Origin of the sequence: Calothrix sp. NIES-2100, from assembly GCF_963875285.1 — a bacterium.
Taxonomy (GTDB): Bacteria; Cyanobacteriota; Cyanobacteriia; order Cyanobacteriales; family Nostocaceae; genus Aulosira.
The window spans coordinates 6795115-6815178 of sequence record NZ_CAWNLA010000001.1; the positions used below are offsets into that span (position 1 = coordinate 6795115).

The following is a 20064-nucleotide window of genomic DNA, read 5'->3' on the forward strand; positions in this document are numbered from 1 at the left end:
AATTTATCGCTCAATAAAGTTCAGTTAAGCATTAATTTATTCTATTTCTTCTTCTCTCTGCGTCCTTGGCATTTAATTAGATTGAGCTACTTAAAAGCGTTTTAGCCTTAACAGAACCGTATTGATTTATCGCTTCAATAAAAAGGTGCGTTAGCTTGCGGCATAACACACCCTAATTGCAATTTTTATTTTGGACTTTGAATTGCTTATTTTCTCTCTCTAATCTTTTACTGGAGTAATCGGTTTTTGCCCACGAATATTTTTGATTTCTTGAGGAGAAGCACCAGTTATACTGCGCAAATAAGTACCACCAATAGTCAGCAAGAATGTTAAATAAGCGACAGCTTGTACAACGTAGAGATTTTCTCTATAGCCAAACAAAGTTTTGAAAATAACGCCGGGGAACTGTTCATCGGGCAAGATTTTAGAAGTATTCCAAACCATTGGCCCCAAAATACAAGAATGAACTTTAGTAAAGCGTTCGTAATAAAAACAAAGGTTTTCTGTAGCGCGACTACTAAGGGCATAGTTAGCCACAGCTTCGTCAAAGTGTTTCAAAGCAGAAACTACTAAACCAGCAACTATCAAAACTAATAAAATGCCCATTACTTGGAAAAATTGGCGAATATTAATTTTGATACCCCATTTAAATAACATTACGCCAATGGCTACCGCAGTTAATAAACCACCAATAGCACCTAAAGCAGGCATAAATCCTTGTTGAAAATTGGCAGCAATAAATAGAACTGTTTCAAAACCTTCGCGAACTACAGCAATTAAAATTAAGCTAAAAACGCCCCAACCTGCATTTGATTTTTGTGTCAGCGCTTCTGTGACGGCTCCCTCAACATTAACTTTCATAAATTTGGCTTGTTGAGTCATCCAAATCAACATCCAGCTGAGCATGATAATCGCTAAGACGCTAAATATACCTTCTAGCATCGGCTCAACCACAGAGGTGTATTGCGGATTAATTGCTCCTAATGCTTGAATTACCCAGCTGAAAAGTACACCTATTAGGGCACTGATGACAATACCAACACCAACACCAGCATATACCCAAGAATTAAGTCGAGATTGTTTGCCTTTTTTTAGTAACGCTAACACAATCCCAACAACAAGGGCTGCTTCTACTCCTTCTCGGAGTGTAATGACAAACGTAGGTAAGGCAGTACTAAAATTCATTTTTAATAATCCAAAGTCAACAGTCCAAAGTCAACAGTCAACAGTCAACAGTCAACAGTCAAAATATAGACTATTGACCATTGACTAATGACTATTGACTATTAACTAAAATCACGTAACATTTTTTTCAATTCAAGATTATGCATCTCTTCTTGACCAATCATGCCACGAGCGAACTCTTCTAAATAAATACTGGCATTGGTAACAGTTTCTAGGAGAGTTTTATACAAATCCAATGCCTTTTTTTCATGAGATAAACTTTCAGCCAAGATATCCTTGACTGAATGTTGGTGAGTTTCCTCCATTGCAGCAATTTTCAAAGAAGGATGTCCATCTAATCCAGTTAAAATTTCTCCTACTTGTTGAGCATGGAGTAGAGATTCGCTGGCCTGTGCTTTAAAAAAGGCCACAATGGGAATGCGGTTAGGTCCAGTCACCATCAGGGAGTAATGGGTATAGCGTACTACCCCTGCTAGCTCAAATTCCATGATCGCATTCAATAGGTCGATGGTTTTTTTGTGGTCAAGCTCTTGCATCAGTTGTTAAGTTAAGCAAAGGTTACGAATGTAGCGTAATGAGTAATAAGTTAGAAGTTATACTTTTTTGAAGTGTTAAAAGTTGCGACTATCTTCAGTTTTAGCTCCTAACTATTTCCTCACTATTCACCCATTTTAAACTCCAGTTTACATATCCAAACTAGGCAAATTGTTATTGTTGTGCTTGGGTGCTAGTTTTGTCTATTACTTGTTGAGAGTTTTGCTCAATAGTTTTTACTAGTTTGGTGACATCCTCAGGGGTTTTCACTGGCGTAGCAGGTGGGATAGCCGCAGGCCAAACTTTTAACAAGTCAGCAAAACTCGCTTCAATAGCTTTGTTGGCTTCGGGACTTGTTTGCGCTACTTGGCTAGCTATACCTTTATACAAGTCATTAGCATAGACGACAAACCCACGGGAGTCTTGATATTCTATGGCAGCAGATATTTTACCATTTGCGATCGCAGCTCCATATTCTGAGTTGGCTGCATCTAACAATCCGTTGATTACCTGGAGGACAAATCCCGGTTTTGAGCGTTGGGCTTCTGGCAAAGTGGCGATCGCTCCATCAACAGCTTGCACTGAAGAGGTAAAATTAGTTTTGACCTTGGCATTCTTGGGATTAGATTTGACTAAATCTTGCAAACTCACCAATGTTGTCTTAAATTCTTTGACTTTCCGCTCGTTTAGTTGCTCTTCTACATCTACATAAATCTCTTCAACCGGATGTCCTATATGAGGTTCAGCCTGTTTCGGCTGATTTTGATCCAAAAGTTCTTTAGCTACTAAAAGATGTCCTTTCATTAAGCCCAGCTTTGTCATATAGTCAACATCTTTAGCCTCACCAGTAAGTACAACTTCTTGAACAGTCACCATGTCTTTGATTTGATCGAACTGTTCTTGAGTAATAACTTTTTTACTTACTAAATCTTCTGGGCTGACGTATGGTCGATTTGCCTGAATTTTATTTGATAATGCAGGAACACCTAACTTAGCTTCAAATTTATCCAACTCCGACAAGATAGCATTATTGATGTTAATTTTCGCTTTGCTACCGTGACTGCTGTGAGTCGTAGCTTCAGTTACCTGTGCAGTAGAGTTAGCAGATGGTGTAGCTGGATTTTCTGCTTTGGGTGTACTGTTACAGGAACTTAAAGTAACTATGGCAGCAGCAGCAATAGTTAAACAGATATAGCGATATTTTATCATTTGTGCTCTTGGGAATGACTTCGGTGGATAGCAATTGCCACTTCTCAAACTACGAATAGTAGTTTCATTTGACAATTCGTCATAGATTGTACTTTCGCATATAATGCGACTCTTTATCAACTAGCTGAAAAATATTAACTAGAATTTAACAATTTTTTTAATTTATTGACTAGGCTTGATTAAGTATATAAGCCAGAAACACCCATCCAAAAAGGCTAAAGTAGCTATCACTAGCGATTAGGCTTTTTTTAAGGCGTTCTAAATATTGAGACTTGATGGCAAAAAGCTGAATGCAGAGAAATTCTCAACAGTCAACACTCAACGCTTCGAGTGAGCTTCAGTGCGGCGCAGTCAACAGTCAACAGTCAACAGTCAACAGTCTAGAATTTGTTGACCAATGACTATTGACTATTGACACCCTCAAGTAGAAATCACAAAATACAATACTTGAGTCCTGATGAGAAAAATAGTTTACTTAGCAGATTTAGTCTTTTGATTGTCATTTTGAGCAAGTGAGGTATAGGAAGATACAGGCCGTTGGGGTTCTTCCCAGGATAGTGACTTCAAAGCAGCATTCCCATATTTATGACTTTGACTAACTCGCCAGCAAGCTATGGGAAAAGTAATACCAAATAAAATCAAAACACTCACCATAGCCAAAACATATTGGTGTAATTTTCTAATTTGTAGGCTGTATTTTTGTGTTTGCATATTTCCATTCCTCCTAGATTGTGATGAATTAAAAAATTAGAAGTCTTTGAGCAAATTTGCTGTTCCCAGATCCCCGACTTATTAGAGAAGTCGGGGATCTAACTTGACATGAAAGATTTAGGACTGTTAATCACGTTGGCATTAAAGGTAAGTAGGGGAATAAAGGATGCCAATTCATAACAGTTGCCGCCACCATAAAGCAAAATAAGCAGAAAAATATCGTTCGAGTTTTAATCTGTTTATTCTGCCAAAGTTTATTGAGTATTAACCAGCTAAACAACCAGGCAATTAACATCACAGTTTCTTTGCCAGAATAGCTGCCAATTTCACCATATAAAGGATTAGCATTCTGACTACCTGGTATCCAATGCCCAAGGCTCCAAACAATTTTATCCCACGCTTTAAAGGCAGAAGTAAAGTGTTGATTAACCATTAAGATAAAGCAACTAAATGCTGCACTAATTAATGCGGCGGCGGCTGGCCCTGAAACATTAGGTGATGTCTGAGAACCTGTTGCTAATCCTTTGGGGAAAGTTTTTAAGCGATTCCAAACCCGCACATATAACGGCAGATATTGAGAATTTGGCGATAATTTTTCAACCACTGAGTATAACCTCCAAATACGTAATTCTGTTTGATATTTAGCTGACAAACTTATTACAAAGTATGTATTCTGGCTACATTCAATCCACTGACAAAACCGCCAATGGCAAAGAACATCATTGCCATTAAGCCAATGCAAGTGGCGTTGAGTACTACACGATTCTTTTTCTCGAGAATTGAGTCGCCATATTTCCACAGAATCCAGGTACAAGCAACTCCCAAAGGAAATGTAAATAACACTGTAAATTCGTGGTACTCCATGAACAGATAATGCACTAAAGGTGTATTTTTAGTTAACCAAGCACGCGCACCACCAATAGGCGCTCGGTAACGCATATAAACCCAATTACCAGAAGCAATGGCGAGAAAAGATAGACAAGTAGCCCAAAAAGTGAGTGTACGCATTTGCGGTAAGATTTTGCCCACTCCTCGCAGTAAAGGAAATGCCATGTGTCCAGCATAAGCAATGACAACTACTGCAAGCAAAGCTGCTGTTCCATGAATAGCCCCCATATAACGTTGCCAAGGGCTAGGGCTTAATAAATTTACTAGTGGTAAAAACAGGAATAAACCAGCGGATAAGATACTCAGCCCGTAAATACAAACAGTGGCAATATCTAATTGTTTAGGTAAATCACTGGTAACTGAATTAGCGTCTGAATCGAATGTCATTAGGAACACCTCAATGATAAAATGCTTGCAGAATTTCTAGAGATATAGGTGCGATCGCGAAAAAAATAGGAAATTATGCCACTAAACTTTTTGTGCGCAATAGTGGGCAATAATGTGGAATATTTATGCTTTAATTACTTGTTATTTTGCATCTTGAGAAACTTTCATCGCATCAAAAATTGTGGATACAGATAGTTGAATTAGTACTATCGTTCCTAAAAAGAATTACTCTGAATAACTCAGTTGATTGCTAAGATACATCTGCTATCAAGCAGATATCCCAACAATTCCGAGAACTTCTCAACTAATTTTTCTGCGATTCGCATATCTGCTTGGGTCGTGCAAATTAGTTGATAACTTATAGATGCCCTGTGTTCAAGCTTCTATATTATTTGCTTGATTTGGATTGTCGGATGCACCTAAAGCTTCTGATAGGTTAGCTGTCTAGCTTTACCTAAACATTATATTTTTTGATTAATGTGAAGTCTTCATAAAGGATACCATACAAGATTCGGATTTTAATGTCAAATTTTACCCATTTATTTTCGGAAAGCCTTGTGAATTCAACACTAAAAGCCTAAAAATTTATCTCATAAAGAATCATTTTTTTCCAAAATTTTGCACATTAATCAAATTAAATTGATTTTTTGATGATTTGTAAATCAAAAAAATTCAACTCTTGCACGTAACGCAAAATTGAGTAGACGCGTAGTGTCTTGTTATTTGACATCGCGTACGACGATCGCACAAAAGTCTAGAGTCGTGAATTTATTGACCAAGGACTATTGACTATTGACTTATTCAACATCTCTGCAATGTATTACGAATTAATGACTTCAAATACACCCATGCAACCGTTTTCTGCGATCGCATCTTGATGGGGATGAAACATATACTTACCTGGGTAACGAAAGGCAAATTCTAAAATATGCCTTTCGGCGACACCCATTGTGATGACATCAGTTTTCTCACTAGGAGTCATAGTCATACCTGTGCGATAGACATCAAAGAAGTTGGCATGAAGGTGAAATGTTACTGCTGGATCGTATTCAATGATATTGAGAACATACAGCCGAATTAACTGATCTTTGTAAATGCGGATGGGATTGTCCATATAGTGATGAGGCAAACCGTTGAAAGCGTAATATTCATTACGGCTATCATCATTTACGTCATATCCAGCCATCACTAGTACAATTTCATCCGCTGGCGGACGGGGGTTTGGTGGATCGATGATAAACATCCCATATAACCCTTTAGCAATGTGACGAGTCACAGGCTCAATATGACAGTGATACAGATGAACCCCGTAAGGTTCGGCATCAAATTCATAAATTGTGGCACTACCGTTACTGACTGGGCGAATTCCATCCATGTCTGATGAATGAATGCCATGAAAATGTAAAGAGTGAGAATGTCCAGCTTTATTGAGAAATAGTATCCGTACCCGTTCCCCCTGCTTAACCCTGAGTGTCGGCCCTGGTATATGTCCGTTTAAATCCCAGATGTTGTAAGACACAGCACTATTTAGCTGAATAACGGAAGTTCCCGCAGTCAAACTAAATTCTCGGATTGTGCGTCCATTTTCGTGCTTGAGCGTCCCATAATCGAAATTTCTTAGCATCTTCATGGGTTGAGTTACGCCTTCGGATGCCGCAATTTCTGTGGGGGGCACTTTGACAATTGACTGGCTTTTCACATTTGCCATCTGCCAAAGCGCCGCTGCTCCTGCTAAACCAGTGCCACATAAACCCAGCTTCAGTAATTGACGACGGCTCCAAAGTTGTTCTTTCCCCAAAGCTAAGTTATTGGGCATGACATTAAATAACGGTTAGCGCTACAATAGAATGTTGCAAATTATTTGCAATTACTTCTGTGTATATTAGATGAAGTAGGAATCATTGTCAATAATTCTGGCAGAGGTTTCAGTTCTCAGATTTTGCACTATTCTCAAGAACTGTCTTGAAAATGGGGACTAGGGACTAGGGCGTGTTTTCAAACTCATTTCTTGAATAAGGGGAGGAGGGGGAGAGGGGGAGACGCGGTGACGCGGAGAGCTTTTTGAACAAATTTTCACCGCGTCGCCGCGTCCCATTGTCCCGTTGTCAGCCTTATGTAGTTGCATTCGATACTTTGAAGACACGCCCTAGGGACTAGGGAAGAGAGATTTTCATACTTGGCTGTGGGTTTTTCCCATGAGTAGCTGACTTGAGGTGATGCTAACTACCTCAGCATCAAGGTAGGAACACAGCTAAACAGCGCCAGCGGACAAAAATTTTATAAAGCTTTTTTGTGATCTAAATTACTTTTAAATCAGTTTGTAGTCAGGACTTTAGTCTTGTCTTTTCCAGCAAGCTTTGTGCTGACTACTCACTGAGCAAATATTTTTGCTAATTTGCTCACAAAATAGATAAATATCAAATAGATCTGCTGCTAAAGATAGATAAATATAAATGTTGTTAACTATTTGTCAACGTAAGTCCTGATGAAATAACATCAACAGCATCAAGTAATGGAGAGATTTGACCCTAGCCGATTACTGAATTTTAAAACAAAATTAATAAAACTCCATATATTAAAAAATAAGTATACTATTTAACGCATATTTTATTGTCAATCTACCGTAAGTATCACTATAAAATCCTCCAATAGGGCATTGTATAAAGAGGTGTTTTTCTGCTTTTTATTAATTTAATGCCGCAGATCAATTGAGTAATTTGTGTGAAGAAAAACATAATACACGGGGCACATCATGCATATTCCTGATGGATTTGTTTCAGTACCAGTGGCAGGGGCTACGGGTTTAGCGAGTGCGGCAGCACTCTTTATTGCTTTGGGGCGATCGCAAGCAGCTTTTGGGATTCGTCGCGCTCCAGTACTGGGCTTAACTACAGCCTTTATTTTTGCTGCCCAGATGATTAATTTCCCAGTAGCAGGGGGTACTAGTGGTCACTTGTTAGGGGGAACCTTAGCAGCAGTTGTTTTAGGTAGCCCTTGGGCAGGGACGTTGTGTATTGCTACGGTATTAATTATCCAAGCAGTGTTATTTGCCGATGGCGGAATTACAGCTTTAGGCGCAAATATTTTGAATATGGCAGTTGTGGGTGTTTGGGTTGGCTGGGGGTTAACTCAAACCTTGCAACGACTATTTGGCGGGTCGAGAGGTCGCTTACCCCTAGCGGCTGGTATTGCTGCGGGTGTAAGTGTAGTAGTAGCAGCAATAGTTTGTGCTATTGAGTTAGCTCTTTCGGGAACAGCACCAGTAGCAGTAGTTTTACCAGCAATGACTGGTACTCATATTCTGATTGGTGTTGGTGAAGGGCTAATTACTGGGAGTGTGCTAGTTTACCTCGCCAAGCAAAGACCAGATTTGTTACCAGGAGAACAACAGCAATTTCGCGGATGGTTAGTACCAGTTGTCAGTATTGTTTTAGTGGCGGGTGTACTATCACTTTTTGCCTCAGCCTGGCCTGATGGCTTGGAAAGAGTTGCCGAAAACTTAGGCTTTATCGATTTAGGCGACAAAGTGCGCGTTATTGTCCCAACGCCTTTAGCCGATTATGGCATTGAAGGTTTGGGAACAATCGGTACTAGTATTGCGGGGCTAGTGGGCGCTGCGGTTTGCTTTGCTGTCGCCTTTGGGATTGCTAAGGTAGTAAAACCGAATAATGCTTAAAATTTCCTTAACCTTACGCTTGCAACTTGCGCTCATAATTGTTATTGGGGCAGCTTTATTAAAGCATCATGCTTGGTACTACCTGGGTGCATATGGAGCGATCGCACTTTTATGGGCTTGGCTGTTACATGTGCGCATTCCCCAGCTAGGAAAATTACTTGGTACGGAATTAATCTTCCTATCGTTGCTGGCTTTACCCTTGGGATGGGAGCGAGCTAGTTTTTTGTTAGTGCGTTCTCTCATCTGTCTGATTGTGATGAATAGTTTTTTGTTAACCTTACCGCCCCATAGCTTCGGTATAGCGCTAAAAAGCTTACCTGTACCATTACCGTTAAAGGAAAATTTGCTCTTAGCTGGACAATACTTAGAAATTTTGCTGTCAGAAGTGACAAGAATGCAGCGCAGCGCCCAATTACGAGGTCTAAATGGTTCTGCTGGCTGGTTGCGCTACGCCAGTGCAGCAATGATCGGCGCTTTGTATCTCCGTAGCTTGGATAGGGCAGAGCGCGTTTATACCGCAATGGTAGTTCGTGGTTACAACGGGCAATTACCAATAGACTCGACATTAAAACCAAAAGAGCGTGTTGCGGTAATAGCTACTTGTGCGATCGCTGCTTGTTTAACTATCGGCTCTTATCAGTTAAGTTAATTAGCCATTTGTCAAAAATCAAGAGTCCATAGTCAAGAGTCTAGAATTTGTTGACCATTGTCCATTGACTAATGACAAAGAACGACGCAAAAGCATCAATGGATAAATTTATTTGCGTAACACTGAAGTAAGAGCGCAGTTGTGAATTTTGAGTTGTGAATTTTGAAATCTTTAACATCTAATCCCCAATCTTCAATCCACCATCCCCACGCTGCTGTAGTGGAAGTGCAAAATCTGGTATATGCTTATACTAAGCAACAACCAGTATTACAGGACATTTCTTTTTCATTAAAAGCAGGCGATCGCGTGGCGTTGATGGGTGCGACTGGTTCTGGTAAAAGCACCTTGCTAGAGAATCTCATCGGCTTAAAACAACCACAGAGTGGGAAAATTTGGATTAATGGCATTCCTGTAGAACATAAAACTCTGTCTCAAGTACGCCGTCAAATTGGCTTTAGCTTCCAAGATGCCAACGACCAGTTATTTATGCCGACTATCTTAGAAGATATTACCTTTGGCCCTCGCAATTATGGTGTACCTCCAGCATTAGCCATCGATCAAGCACGGCAATTGTTAGCTGATTTTGGACTGGAAGCCTACGCTAATCGTTCAGCTCATGAACTTTCTGGTGGACAAAGACGCTTAGTTGCTCTAGCAGCAATCTTAGCCCTAGAGCCTAGCATTTTGATTTTAGATGAGCCTACTAACGGTCTAGATCCCTCATGGCGGCGACATTTGGCGCAAGTGTTATTAAATTTGCCAGTGCAGGTGATGTTAATTGCTTCCCATGACCTCAATTGGTTGAGTAAAGTAACTCAACGTGCGTTGGTACTTTCCGAGGGTCGCATTCCCATAGACAGAGACATCCACTCACTTTTACAAGATGGGGAGACTTTAGAAAGGTTAGGTTTGCCAGTAGGTTGGTAGAGAGGTAAAGGAGAGGGGGCAGCGCCTCTCTTCGAGACGCTCCGCGAACGGCTCCGCTCGGCGACCGGGGCAGGGGCGCAGGGGGACAAGCAGGACAAGGGGGACAAGGAGGACAAGGTAAATAAATAAGAAATGCCCAATACCCTATGCCCAATGCCCCATGCCCCATGCCCCATGCCCTATGCCCCATGCCCTATGCCCCTATTTTTAAGTTAGGCACAAAAATTCCAGAATTATTAGATACTATGGTTGGAATTTTATTGCTGGTGGATCTTCATGTCTGTTTCGCGTAAATATAACATTATTGCTCTGATGAACTTGAGTATCGCTTTATTGATTAGTGGTTGCAATGAAACTAAAGTCTCCCAGTGTCAGCGACTGATTCAAGCGGTGAATGAAGGAAATTCTCTAATTGACAAAAATAAAGGACAGCAGGTGATTACAAGCCTGCAACTGTCCAAGGATTTAGAAGCCGTGACCAAATCCATAGAGAACCTAAATCTTCAAGATCCCAAATTAAAAGAATACCAAAGTCGGTTTGCTAAGAATTTCCAGAATCTGAGCCAGGCGATCGCTAAAGCCGCTAAAGCTCTGGGCGCAGCTAAAACAGCCGAAGCTTCGCCATCTGGCAGAGACAGACTGCAAAAGGCTAGAGCAGATATTGACACTGCACTGACAACAGTCAGCAAAACCGCAGGGAAGGATTCCGATAAGTTAGTCAACGATCTCAATAAGTACTGTAAAGAACCCGAGTAAATGCAAGCTAATGAACTTTTAGAGGATTAAGATTAACCAAAAGGATAAATAAAGATTTATTTAATTAAATTTGGTTAAATTAACGAATTTACGTGTTCAAGACTTGTTTTTTTAACTAGAATGTTATGTAATCAATCACACAGCGTGTGCAAGAACATACTTCTTCTCTATTTCCTAGCTTCTAGCCCCTATATTCAAGTAACTTTCCTCTAAGAATAGGGGTTAGGGGTGAGGAGTGAGGGGTGAGGTGAAAATACTGTTATTAAGTATTTTTACATAAAAATCAGCATTCTTTATTACTAAATAATCTAATTTCTGGGTGACATATTTGCCGCCCAGAAATTTCTAGCTATACTAGTGAATTAGCCCGCTCTCTTAAAAAAGAGATATTAAGCATTTTCTCTAGAACTTACCGTAACCGTTTAATTTTAGAGTGTATTACCTTCTGTGAACCTAAAAAGCTTGTCTATAGTCTAAGGAAATAGATTTTGTTCAAAAGTGACAAAAATTGCAGTCTTAATTTTGACTATTTTTTTTCAGTCACGCAATAAAATTAACAACCAACATATAGTAAATCCAAATCAATCACACAATTGCGAGTCAGCATCTATGAAAGCGGAATTGATTGAATTGAGTGCCAAATTGCTCCAAGTCTTACAAATTAATATAAGATGGATGACTTGGAATTTGTTTCTAGCTTTTATACCTTTAGTCTTAAGTGTATGGCTGTTTCGTAAAAAACGCGGCAGATCATGGGTTTGGTGGCTAGGATTCATAGTTTTTTATGCCTTTTTACCAAACGCACCTTATTTGTTGACCGATGTCATACACCTAATAGATGATATCCGCACAATTCAATCAGTGTGGATTATTACCTTGGTGTTAATTCCCATTTATTTATTAGTAATTCTGGCTGGCTTTCAAGCTTACGTAGTATCTTTAATCAATTTAGGGTACTATCTACACCGAATTGGTAAGAGCCAATGGATTTTTCGGGTTGAGTTGATTACTCATGCTCTCTCTGCTGTGGGTATTTATTGGGGGCGGTTCTTGCGTTTTAATAGTTGGGATTTCATCACACAGCCAGATGCTGTGCTAACTAAAGGCGTAGAAGAACTTCTTGGTAAACAGCCTTTGGTAATTATTTTTACTACCTTTGTCGTCCTGACAGGTTTGTACGCGATTATGAAACGAGTAACTTTGGGATGGGTTCGGGAACCACAAACTGAAGTACCCATCAATTCACAACAAGCGAAAAATGGATCGTAGGGGGTAGAAGAGATTGTTGATTGTTGACTGTTGACTGTTGACTGTTGACGAATTGACAACTGACAAATAACTAGTAAGTCCTGAGAAAGATGAAACTTCACCCTCCTTGACGTGAAATAAATCCAGATTGAATGTTTGTGGTTCTAAATGCCACATCGAGAAAATATTCCATCAGAACTTTGAATATTAGCGCTTTGATTCTGATGTTTCTGGTCACGTTGCTAGGAGGGATATTATATGCAAATAATTTCTAGAGAAGAAATCAAGCCACTGCTACAACAGCCAAAGGGCAATTGTGTTTCAATTTATATGCCAACCCACCCAGCTGGGCCAGAAGTGCGACAAGACCCAATTCGGTTTAAGAATTTAATTAAGGAAGCAGAAGCACACTTGATTGATGCAGGTCTGGAACCGCAAGCAGCAACCGCATTGTTGCAACCAGCTATTAATCTTGATACCCAAGAATTTTGGGAGCAAATGGGAGAAATGGGACTGGCAATTTTTATTTCTGGTGATTTTTTCCGTTACTATACCCTGCCTCTGAATTTTCAAGAATTAGTTGTAGTTACAGATAGATTTCATATCAAGCCGCTGCTACCGATTTTAAATGGTAATGGGCGTTTCTACGTTTTGGCTTTGAGTCAACAAGATGTCAGGTTTTTTGAGGGAACACACTACACTATTAATGAGATAGAGGTAGAAAATCTGCCGAAAAGCCTAGAATCAGCTCTCAATCAAGATGAAACTGCTAAAGAAGGTCAGTTCCGCATTGCTAGTTCTAAAGGAGGAACTGCTAATTCTTTTGTACAGCCCGGAGCGTTTCATGGACAGGGAAGTCCTGATAGAGATCAACATCAAGAACAAATCCGACAATTTTTTTACATTATTGATAAAGCATTGCATGAAAAACTTCGAGAGGAAACAGCACCTTTGGTACTCGCTGGGGTAGAGTATCTTCTACCTTTGTACAGACAGGCAAATACTTACCAGCATTTAATGGCAGAAGGTATCACTGGTAATCCAGAAATTCTCATAGCTCAAGATTTACATGACAAAGCTTGGCCGATTGTCGAGGCTGATTTTCAAAAGTCACAGCAAGAGTTTCTCGAGCGTTTCCAGCAATTATTTGCAGGTGATACAGGTAAAGCTACTAATGACCTCAAACAAATCATCCCTGCTGCTTATTTCCAACGAATAGATTCATTGTTAGTTGCTGTTGGTCAACAGCAATGGGGTTTGTTTGATCCGAGTTCAGAAGCGGTTTATTTGCATGATGACAAGGAAACTGGTGATGAGGATTTGTTGGATTTGGCTGCAACCCATACCTTATTAAACGGTGGTACTGTTTACGCTGTGTCGCCAGAACAAATACCTTTCAGCACACCTGTTGCAGCGATTTTCCGATATTGAATATTATGATGATGTTGTATAAAGTTAGACTAAATATATACAACACTCATAATGAATTCTATTCGTTGGTTCGGCAATAAATCTTTAATGGGTTTAGCCCTTGTAAGTGCTGTGGCTGTTTTGAGTCAAGCTGCTACAGCAGAAACAATCACGGGCAAATCGGGTAATGTACAGGCACAAATATCTTACGACAAACCAGAGGAATACCAATATAAAAATGTGCAATTGAAAATTACTCGCTCAGGTCAAACTGTTTTAGATCAGAAACTACCCCAAGAAAGTGAATATGACCGACCTATAGGGGAGTTGGACGCAAAAGAAAATCAGATACCAGTGCTAGATTTAGACGGTAATAAAGAACCGGAAGTAATTGCCGATTTTTTTACAGGGGGAGCGCACTGCTGTACTTATTCATTGATTTACCGTTATGACAGTAATTCAAAGCAGTACAAGAAGATTCGTCATGAATGGGGTAATGGTGGCTACCGACTCAAAGATTTAGACAAGGATGGACTACCAGAGTTTGATAGTCGAGACGATCGCTTTGCTTATGCTTTCAGTTCCTATGCTGCTTCTGGTTACCCACTACAAATTTGGCAGTATCGGCAAGGTAAGATGGTCGATGTTACCCGTCGCTATCCCAAGTTAATTGCTAGTAATGCTACAGAGCTATGGCAAACTTACACTGAATTACGCCAACAAGGCGACGACGGTAAAGGATTTTTAGCTGCGTATCTGGCAGATAAATATATGCTGGGTCAGGGACAAGATGGTTGGCAGCGAGTGCAGCAGGCTTATAAAAAAAGCGATCGCGCTCAATTCTTCGCGGAATTACGCAAGTTTTTACGTGAGGCGGGGTATATTAAATAGTCAGTTGTCAGTTGTCAGTTGTCAGTTGTCCCCCTCCCCCCACACTCTCCCCTGCTAACCGCCTTTCAACTGACGGCGTGCGGCTTCTAAAATCAGGCGTTGTTCAGCACGGGCGATCGCGTGATATGTTCGCTCTACTGCTTCTGGTTCAACGGAAATTGCTGTAATACCCCATTGCACTAAGCGATCAATAATTTCTGGGTAAATTACTGGTGCTTGACCGCAAATTGCACAAGGAATTCCGGCATTTTTGGACATTTCGATCAGTTGAGCGATCGCACCCATGACTGCGGGGTGAAGTTCATTAAATCTTCTGGCTAGCTGTTCTTGCTCTCGATCTACTCCTAGCAGGAGTTGGGTGAGGTCATTTGTGCCGATGGAAATTCCCGCGACACCTGCTTTCACATATTCTGGGAGTAAAAACAGTACGCTGGGTACTTCTGCCATGATCCATAGTTGAAATTGCGGTATTTGGGTTAATCCTGCTTGCTCAACTTTTTGGCGACAAAGGGAAAATTCTTCGACACTGCGCACAAAGGGCAACAAGAGGTTGACATTGCTGTAACCTGCTTTCTGTACATTTGCTAAAGCAGCTAGTTCTAGCTCGAATACTGCGGGATTGAGTAAATAGCTAAAGATACCACGGTCACCTAAGACGGCTTGTGATGAAGATTGGTGTTGAGCAGGAAAAGATGGCAATTCATGCGATCGCCAATCCAAAGAGCGATATAAAACTGGTCGCGGTGCAAAGCCACAAGCAAATTGCATAATCTGCTCTGTCCATAGCTCTAATAATTCTGCCTGACGATTATCTGCTAACCAGCTATTGGGGTGTTGTCCCTCCAGTATGCCTAGCATCATCAGTTCTGAGCGCAGTAATCCGACTCCATCAACAGGTAAACTTTGTACTTGCTCTATTAAGCTGGGTTGGCTGATATTTAATAGTAGCTGGGTAGCAATTATTGCTTGGGGAGAAGTCCAGGAAAAACGAGGCTTTTGGGATTCCCACCCCTTGGAGTTGGGAGGCGATGAGGACTCTTCAAAAGAAGAGTGATTGAGTTCTCTGGGCACAGTACTTTCGGAAGTGATGTCTTCTCTCACACGAGACACTTCGCCGCGATCGCCATCTACGAGTAGTCTTTCACCTGGTTGAATTAGGGCTGTGACATCTGTAGCGCTTACTACTGCTGGAATCCCCAATTCTCTAGCTAGGATTGCTGCATGGCTGGTCAATCCTCCTTTTTCTGTAATAATACCTCCTACATTTTGCAATATTTGTAACCAGTCCGGTGTGATTGCCTTGGCAACTAAAATCACTCCCTGAGGTAGCTGTTCTGGTTTTGATTGCCCATTGCCAATCACATAGGCATGAGCTGTAACGCGTCCTCTGGCTGCCCCTAGCCCCTTAATAATCTGTACGTTGGGAATTGCTGATTGGGGCGCACTAACTTGTGTGAGGTAAAGTTTAGGAATAGGATTAACTTGCGAAAGCGTCCATTCTAGGTAAAAATTGTTGCCTAGTTCACTCAAAAGTTGATTTCCTAAAACAATTACTTGTTGCAGGTATTCTTCTGGTAAAGCGTACTGTTTTTGTTTGGTTTCTTCTAGGAGGTAAGCAACTAAACAAGCATTATCTGATGTCAGTAATGACTGGGGTAATGATTGTAAGTCATCTTTAGCGGCTGTATTGTCAACACGATAAGCAAGAATTTTACTTCCTAGCTGTTGCTCGATTAACTGCCCGGTTTCTGGTTGAATATAGTAGACATCTGGTAGGACTTCACCATTGGCGATCGCTACTCCTAATCCCCATGTAGCGGTAATTTCCCAACCAGATGTGTTGGCATGAAATAAGCCACTAGCAATGGCATTGCGAACTGGTTGTACTAAAACGGCAAAATTAACTTTTTGCAGGTCAGTTCCTGCTCGTTGCCAATATAGTAGACTTCTGGCACGAAACAACTGACTCCAAGTGCGCTTTAATCCTATGGCGATCGCTTCGGAATTACAAGGGCAAAAGACTGACTCCAGTAACCCAGATATATTCCCTAGTGCCTTGGTAGTATTTGGCACCATCACCGTTGGTCGCAAAATCAAATGGTCAGTTTCCCATTCTCTTGCTGCTGTCAGCATTTTACTCACCCAAGGCGCTGGTACAGTGGCAGTAATAATTTCCTGACGCAAGCGACCGGCTACCTGCTGAAGTTGCCGCCAATTACTCACATCTAAATACAACGAAGAATGGGGTAAGTCAGCAACTAATGATTCCGAACTGTTAAGAGTTTCTAAGAATTGTTGCAAAACTTCTGCCCCAACAACAAAACCAGGTATTACCGGGTAGCCACGCTGCATAATTCGGCTCAAGTAAAACGCTTTGTCACCTACCTTGGCGCGGTCTTGGAGTTTAATTTGGTCAAGCCAGTAGAGTTTTTCCACTCAATTTTGTTGTTCTCAGTTGTCATTTATCAAAAAAGGGAACAGGCTTGGGTGAACTCTTAACAGTTTTCTTGATTTCCTGTTCCCTCATAGGAGTAACAAACCCCTACTTCTCTACCTTATCCCCACGATAAATTTTCCCACCCACCGACTAATTTCATTCAAATATTGGCGGTATGGTTAAATATAGCAATTTGCAGTATAATACTATGTTTAAATTATTTTTCCCAACTAAATATTCATACAAGAAGTTTCAAATTACTACCTTTTACCAATATCATAAATAATACTACTACCTTAATTAAAATTATCTCTTCCTATTACCGATAAGCGGAATTGATATTTTGTAATTAACTTCTTTATATACCAGTCCTAAATGAGTTACAAACATTTCTCCTCCTTGTCCTCCTTGTCCTCCTTGTCCTCCTTGTCCCCCTTGTCCCTTTTGTTTGGATATCAAATAGGATTGCTATAGTTTCATACCTAAATCGGATTGTTATATTTTTCAGGACTAACTATTGTGATGCTTCATGAGCCTTGATTTACAAGATATTACCTTTAGACTGTGCATAGCATTGCTGAGTGGGGCAATCATCGGCGTAGAAAGACAACTCAGACACAAGCCAGCGGGTTTAAGAACTCATATGTTGGTCAGTCTGGGATCAGCTATTTTTACTCTTATACCACTGTCTACAGCAGGATTGAATCCCAGTGCTGATGCTCTCTCGCGGGTAATTCAAGGTATTGCTGCTGGTGTAGGCTTTCTCGGTGCTGGAGAGATTTTGCACGAATCTTCTCACGAATCACAAAGACCGGAAATTCACGGATTAACATCAGCTGCGGCTGTTTGGGTATCCGCTGCTTTGGGAATTGCGGCTGGGTGTGGCTTGTGGCAATTAGGATTAATCGGTGCTTTGCTAACTTTTTTAGTTCTGACTGTTTTCAAAAAATTAGAAAGATGGAGTTAGTTATTTTTCTGAGAGCAATTAAATAATTCTAAGGCTTTGGCAAAAATAGTCTCTTCCGCTCGAGTTTGGAGAATCAATTTTACTACATTAATAAATTCCCAATCATTCTCGATATCATTTTCAATTGTTTTACTGGCTGCATAAAAAATTACATCGTTATCATGGAGTTCATTGGTAGTACCTGTTTGTAATTGTGATTTTTTATTGTCCCAATAAACTGCTTTACCACGTAAAGTCAATTGAAACCATAAGATTTCATCGTTGTTTAATTCAAAGAACACATCAAAATAAGGTTCTTCCCCTTGAAACCATACTCTTGTTGTACCTGGTTGCTGCGATTTTTTGAGGATTTTTTGCTCAATTCCTCGCAATGATGCAGCTAGTTCAGCAATTTCCGCTTTATTGAAAATGTAATTTTCTTTACACATATAGCAATTATATTTGAGTTGTTAAATTAGTCGTTGATGCTTGTATTTACGGGCAATAGAGGCTCTATCACTAGCTTTTTTAACGAATGATTTAGGATTTTTTTTAAAAATACCCCCGTAATGTAATGGCAAATTTTCAGATAATTGAAAATATCAAATTTTAAAAATTTTAATTTAATCTGACTTCGATAAAAAATACTTTTAACTCACCTTCAGTATCTCTCCTACCTCTTTTTTACCATCTCCTCAAAGGATAAGGGTGGTAGGAGTAGCTTTGATTATTAGAGAGGAGAGAGAAGGCTAATTTTTGGTTATTAAAATAAAATTTTTCTTTGAGTTTCTTAAATAATATTCCAATACTTTTCCTAAGTATCCGGAGAAATATTTTATATTTATACCAACATTATTTACGCAGAGGTAAGGGAAAATTGAACCTGAACTTACCTAAGCAAAGTACGTGGGTACTTCACTAAGCGAGCATGTGGTTATGATATCTCTCCTGCTTTGACAAGCAGAATTTGAGATGAATCCAACCATTGTGAGTCAAAAGAACCAAGGTGAGTGGTGGTAATTAAAGTTTGAAATCGGTCTTGAATAGCATCAAGTAACTGATTTTGACGGTATGGATCTAGTTCTGCTAAAACATCATCTAATAATAGCAGGGGTGGTTCTCCCACAACTTCTTCAATGAGTTGTAATTCTGCTAATTTGAGAGCTAATACTAGGGTTCGCTGTTGACCTTGGGAACCGTATTGACGAGCAGGTGTTTGGTTAATGATTAATTCTATTTCGTCGCGATGAGGGCCGACAAGGGTAGTACCTTGGCGTAGTTCAGCAATGGCGCGCTGTTGTATTTTATCTAAAAAAGCTTGTTCTACTTGTTGAGGATAGTTTTCCCCCAAAGGCACACTAGGTGCATATTTAATTTGGAGATTTTCCGCACTACCACTAATACTAGAGTGCCAATTGCTAGCAATAGGCGCTAATCTTTGTATAGCTCGTTCGCGCCTTCTAATGACTCTTGTACCTGTGGTAGCTAACTGTGCATCCCATACAGCTAATTGTTCTGATTGCTGGCTACTAAATGCTGAGTCTTGAGTATGTTTTAAAAAAGCATTACGCTGGCGCAAAACCTGATTGTATTGCTGCAAAATATGAGCATACACAGGTTCGAGTTGGATTAATAAAGTATCTAGCCAGCTACGACGACCGTCAGGGCCACCACGCACCAAGTCTAAATCTAAACTAGAAAACTCCACGGCATTCAAAACACCGAGAAAGTCCATCTGACGACGCACGGCTTCGCCATTGAGTGCAACAGTCCGCCGCCCATGACTGCGGAGAGTTAGGGTGAGATCGCTAACACAATCTTTCCTTTCTAAGGAGGCGTTAATTTGCGCGATCGCTTCTCCTTCTTGAACTAAATCGCGATCGCGCGCCATTCGATGCGATCGCAATGTCGCCAATAACTCCACCGCCTCCAACAAATTCGACTTCCCCTGAGCATTATTACCTACCAAAATTGTTTTGGCAGCCTTAAACTCCACTTTTTGGTCTGTGTAATTGCGAAATTGTCTCAGGTGAATGGATTTGAGAAACATAGTGGAGAGATGAGGGAGTAGGGGGAGAGGGGGGGACAAGGAGGACACACTTCGGCTGCGCTCAGTGACCGGAGGACAAGGGAGTGTGGGGAGTGCGGGAAGTGTGGGGAGAAAGAAATCACTAATGACTATTGCAAGATTGCCCCATGCCCCATGCCCC

Annotated in this window: 18 protein-coding genes; 8 read left to right on the forward strand and 10 right to left on the reverse strand. The window is 40.5% G+C overall.

Translation table 11 applies throughout. The features are described from left to right. Positions 1-219: 219 nt before the first annotated feature. The 7 genes from AACU32_RS27645 to AACU32_RS27675 all read right to left on the reverse strand — a co-directional run bounded on the left by AACU32_RS27645 (position 220) and on the right by AACU32_RS27675 (position 6730). A complete protein-coding gene (locus tag AACU32_RS27645) occupies positions 220-1185 on the reverse strand; it encodes an FTR1 family iron permease (protein ID WP_096604350.1) in 966 nt (321 codons plus the stop codon). 101 nt (positions 1186-1286) lie between these two features. Next, positions 1287-1721 carry a ferritin-like domain-containing protein gene (locus tag AACU32_RS27650; RefSeq protein ID WP_096604351.1) on the reverse strand — a complete coding sequence of 145 codons (435 nt, stop codon included), beginning with the start codon at positions 1719-1721 and terminating at the stop codon, positions 1287-1289. A gap of 172 nt (positions 1722-1893) precedes the next feature. Continuing rightward, positions 1894-2928 carry a ComEA family DNA-binding protein gene (locus AACU32_RS27655; protein ID WP_096604352.1) on the reverse strand — a complete coding sequence of 345 codons (1035 nt, stop codon included), beginning with the start codon at positions 2926-2928 and terminating at the stop codon, positions 1894-1896. Between the two features lie 471 nt (positions 2929-3399). Further along, on the reverse strand, positions 3400-3639 hold the full coding sequence (locus AACU32_RS27660; protein ID WP_096604353.1) for a hypothetical protein: 240 nt from the start codon (positions 3637-3639) through the stop codon (positions 3400-3402). Positions 3640-3769: 130 nt separating this feature from the next. Continuing rightward, positions 3770-4243: a hypothetical protein gene (locus AACU32_RS27665; RefSeq protein ID WP_339378325.1), complete on the reverse strand. Its 474-nt coding sequence runs from the start codon at positions 4241-4243 to the stop codon at positions 3770-3772. 53 nt (positions 4244-4296) lie between these two features. Then, positions 4297-4914 carry a hypothetical protein gene (locus AACU32_RS27670; protein ID WP_096604354.1) on the reverse strand — a complete coding sequence of 206 codons (618 nt, stop codon included), beginning with the start codon at positions 4912-4914 and terminating at the stop codon, positions 4297-4299. 820 nt (positions 4915-5734) lie between these two features. Further along, positions 5735-6730 carry a multicopper oxidase domain-containing protein gene (locus tag AACU32_RS27675; protein ID WP_096604355.1) on the reverse strand — a complete coding sequence of 332 codons (996 nt, stop codon included), beginning with the start codon at positions 6728-6730 and terminating at the stop codon, positions 5735-5737. Between the two features lie 936 nt (positions 6731-7666). Here AACU32_RS27675 and AACU32_RS27680 point away from each other — a divergent pair. The 7 genes from AACU32_RS27680 to AACU32_RS27710 all read left to right on the forward strand — a co-directional run bounded on the left by AACU32_RS27680 (position 7667) and on the right by AACU32_RS27710 (position 14471). After that, positions 7667-8590 carry an energy-coupling factor ABC transporter permease gene (locus tag AACU32_RS27680; protein ID WP_096604356.1) on the forward strand — a complete coding sequence of 308 codons (924 nt, stop codon included), beginning with the start codon at positions 7667-7669 and terminating at the stop codon, positions 8588-8590. Next, entirely contained in the window at positions 8583-9239 is a 657-nt protein-coding gene (locus AACU32_RS27685; protein ID WP_096604357.1) for an energy-coupling factor transporter transmembrane component T family protein, read from the forward strand. Before AACU32_RS27680 ends, AACU32_RS27685 begins: the two co-directional genes overlap by 8 nt. 162 nt (positions 9240-9401) lie before the next feature. Further along, the gene (locus AACU32_RS27690) at positions 9402-10166 is read left to right on the forward strand and encodes an energy-coupling factor ABC transporter ATP-binding protein (protein WP_096604358.1); all 765 of its coding nucleotides are present in this window, start codon (positions 9402-9404) and stop codon (positions 10164-10166) included. Between the two features lie 276 nt (positions 10167-10442). Then, the gene (locus AACU32_RS27695) at positions 10443-10922 is read left to right on the forward strand and encodes a hypothetical protein (protein WP_096604359.1); all 480 of its coding nucleotides are present in this window, start codon (positions 10443-10445) and stop codon (positions 10920-10922) included. A gap of 609 nt (positions 10923-11531) precedes the next feature. Next, positions 11532-12191, forward strand: coding sequence for a DUF1361 domain-containing protein (locus tag AACU32_RS27700; protein WP_096608205.1), 660 nt, complete (start codon positions 11532-11534; stop codon positions 12189-12191). 237 nt (positions 12192-12428) lie between these two features. Beyond that, positions 12429-13601: a baeRF3 domain-containing protein gene (locus tag AACU32_RS27705; protein ID WP_096604360.1), complete on the forward strand. Its 1173-nt coding sequence runs from the start codon at positions 12429-12431 to the stop codon at positions 13599-13601. Between the two features lie 51 nt (positions 13602-13652). Further along, positions 13653-14471 (forward strand): hypothetical protein, encoded by an 819-nt coding sequence (locus tag AACU32_RS27710; protein WP_096604361.1) that lies wholly within the window; start codon positions 13653-13655, stop codon positions 14469-14471. A 54-nt stretch (positions 14472-14525) separates the two neighbouring features. Here the strand turns inward: AACU32_RS27710 and AACU32_RS27715 are convergent, their stop codons facing one another. Then, positions 14526-16907 (reverse strand): putative PEP-binding protein, encoded by a 2382-nt coding sequence (locus AACU32_RS27715; protein ID WP_096604362.1) that lies wholly within the window; start codon positions 16905-16907, stop codon positions 14526-14528. A gap of 530 nt (positions 16908-17437) precedes the next feature. Here AACU32_RS27715 and AACU32_RS27720 point away from each other — a divergent pair. After that, entirely contained in the window at positions 17438-17875 is a 438-nt protein-coding gene (locus AACU32_RS27720) for an MgtC/SapB family protein (RefSeq protein ID WP_096604363.1), read from the forward strand. Here the strand turns inward: AACU32_RS27720 and AACU32_RS27725 are convergent. Both AACU32_RS27725 and recF read right to left on the reverse strand, forming a co-directional pair. Then, entirely contained in the window at positions 17872-18303 is a 432-nt protein-coding gene (locus AACU32_RS27725) for a hypothetical protein (protein WP_096604364.1), read from the reverse strand. The two genes, AACU32_RS27720 and AACU32_RS27725, sit on opposite strands and share 4 nt — an antisense overlap. A 485-nt stretch (positions 18304-18788) precedes the next feature. Further along, the gene (gene recF / locus AACU32_RS27730) at positions 18789-19904 is read right to left on the reverse strand and encodes a DNA replication/repair protein RecF (protein ID WP_096608206.1); all 1116 of its coding nucleotides are present in this window, start codon (positions 19902-19904) and stop codon (positions 18789-18791) included. Positions 19905-20064 lie beyond the last annotated feature (160 nt).

Coding starts and splice junctions, on each gene's coding strand:
- AACU32_RS27645 (WP_096604350.1), bottom strand. CDS start 1,185: ATGAATTTTAGTACTGCCTTACCTACGTTTGTCATTACACTCCGAGAA.
- AACU32_RS27650 (WP_096604351.1), bottom strand. CDS start 1,721: ATGCAAGAGCTTGACCACAAAAAAACCATCGACCTATTGAATGCGATC.
- AACU32_RS27655 (WP_096604352.1), bottom strand. CDS start 2,928: ATGATAAAATATCGCTATATCTGTTTAACTATTGCTGCTGCTGCCATA.
- AACU32_RS27660 (WP_096604353.1), bottom strand. CDS start 3,639: ATGCAAACACAAAAATACAGCCTACAAATTAGAAAATTACACCAATAT.
- AACU32_RS27670 (WP_096604354.1), bottom strand. CDS start 4,914: ATGACATTCGATTCAGACGCTAATTCAGTTACCAGTGATTTACCTAAA.
- AACU32_RS27675 (WP_096604355.1), bottom strand. CDS start 6,730: ATGCCCAATAACTTAGCTTTGGGGAAAGAACAACTTTGGAGCCGTCGT.
- AACU32_RS27680 (WP_096604356.1), top strand. CDS start 7,667: ATGCATATTCCTGATGGATTTGTTTCAGTACCAGTGGCAGGGGCTACG.
- AACU32_RS27685 (WP_096604357.1), top strand. CDS start 8,583: ATGCTTAAAATTTCCTTAACCTTACGCTTGCAACTTGCGCTCATAATT.
- AACU32_RS27695 (WP_096604359.1), top strand. CDS start 10,443: ATGTCTGTTTCGCGTAAATATAACATTATTGCTCTGATGAACTTGAGT.
- AACU32_RS27700 (WP_096608205.1), top strand. CDS start 11,532: ATGAAAGCGGAATTGATTGAATTGAGTGCCAAATTGCTCCAAGTCTTA.
- AACU32_RS27705 (WP_096604360.1), top strand. CDS start 12,429: ATGCAAATAATTTCTAGAGAAGAAATCAAGCCACTGCTACAACAGCCA.
- AACU32_RS27710 (WP_096604361.1), top strand. CDS start 13,653: ATGAATTCTATTCGTTGGTTCGGCAATAAATCTTTAATGGGTTTAGCC.
- AACU32_RS27720 (WP_096604363.1), top strand. CDS start 17,438: ATGAGCCTTGATTTACAAGATATTACCTTTAGACTGTGCATAGCATTG.
- AACU32_RS27725 (WP_096604364.1), bottom strand. CDS start 18,303: ATGTGTAAAGAAAATTACATTTTCAATAAAGCGGAAATTGCTGAACTA.
- recF (WP_096608206.1), bottom strand. CDS start 19,904: ATGTTTCTCAAATCCATTCACCTGAGACAATTTCGCAATTACACAGAC.